Source organism: Aliidiomarina haloalkalitolerans (assembly GCF_003987315.1).
In the GTDB taxonomy this organism is placed as follows: Bacteria; Pseudomonadota; Gammaproteobacteria; order Enterobacterales; family Alteromonadaceae; genus Aliidiomarina; species Aliidiomarina haloalkalitolerans.
In genome coordinates this window covers 1-989 of the sequence record NZ_PIPI01000025.1, presented here as the reverse complement: position 1 = coordinate 989, position 989 = coordinate 1, and the positions used below count along the sequence as shown (strand labels likewise).

Here is a 989-nt window from a genome sequence, read left to right as displayed (position 1 = left end):
CATTAACAATCTCCTTCACGACGTAAGTTGCACATGTGGAGCCGAGTATTGCCATCGCTAATCGGCAGGTCAGACGCCCTGAATCCATTCACATCAAACCGCCACAGGGAGCCCCCATGATGGGTCGTGGAAGTGTAGCCAAATGTAAGCTTTTGGTCTAAGTCTACTTGAATATCATCCAACGAAGGCCGCCAGTAAACGCCCTCATGTCTGCCATGGGAATGCCATGACGAGTGCGGTTGCGCTCTCCCCACTCTGACAAGATTAATACTATTGGTCATGTAGTCAGTCTGCAAAGCCCCAATGAAAAACTCATCTCCCGTCTGGTAAATATAAGCTCCTACCTCAACATCAATCGTTAGTTTCGAGTGAACATTCTCATGCAGCCAATTAGCAGCGTCGTCACTACTCTTAAAGCGACCTGACTGCGCAACTTTGTCCTTTAGCTCTCTGAATTGCGGCTCAAAAGCTTCTCTCTGCTCGTCGGTTAGTGATACCGAACCACTCGAACGACGATACTGACTGCGGTTTCCTCCTTCACTCAGTATCTGCGCAAACGCCCCTGAGGTTGCCCCATTCGCAAACTTACCACCTACTAGGTGGGATACGGTTCCACCAACAATGGCAGACATCAATATGTTTCCAGTTGGGCTTCCTCCATTACCCCCTAAGGAGCTTGCACCTGCGCTCACAAATCCGTGACTAAACTTACCGCCTTGCACGGAGCTCGCGGCACCGCCAATAATCCCCCTCGACATGAAGCTTCCAAATCCCTTTAATTCACCAAGGCTTTTCCCCATGCCTGCAGTTAACCCACCGACTATCGCTCCGCGTAAGTGTCCGGTGGCAATACCACCTGCTATAAACCCCTTAAGCATAGTTGCTCCTATGGGTTGTGCACCAGGAATAATCATCACAGCCATCGCCAGTAGCGGGGTGAATCTGCCGAACTTGGTGTTTAGCTTCTTAAACAAATACCCACTCGGGTC

The 989-nt window shown here is 50.2% G+C and carries 1 protein-coding gene; it reads right to left on the bottom strand.

Going from position 1 to position 989, the window contains the following annotated elements:
* Positions 1-2 precede the first annotated feature (2 nt).
* Positions 3-989 (bottom strand): hypothetical protein (locus tag CWE06_RS12335; RefSeq protein ID WP_206750284.1); only part of this gene is annotated, 987 nt, incomplete at its 5' end.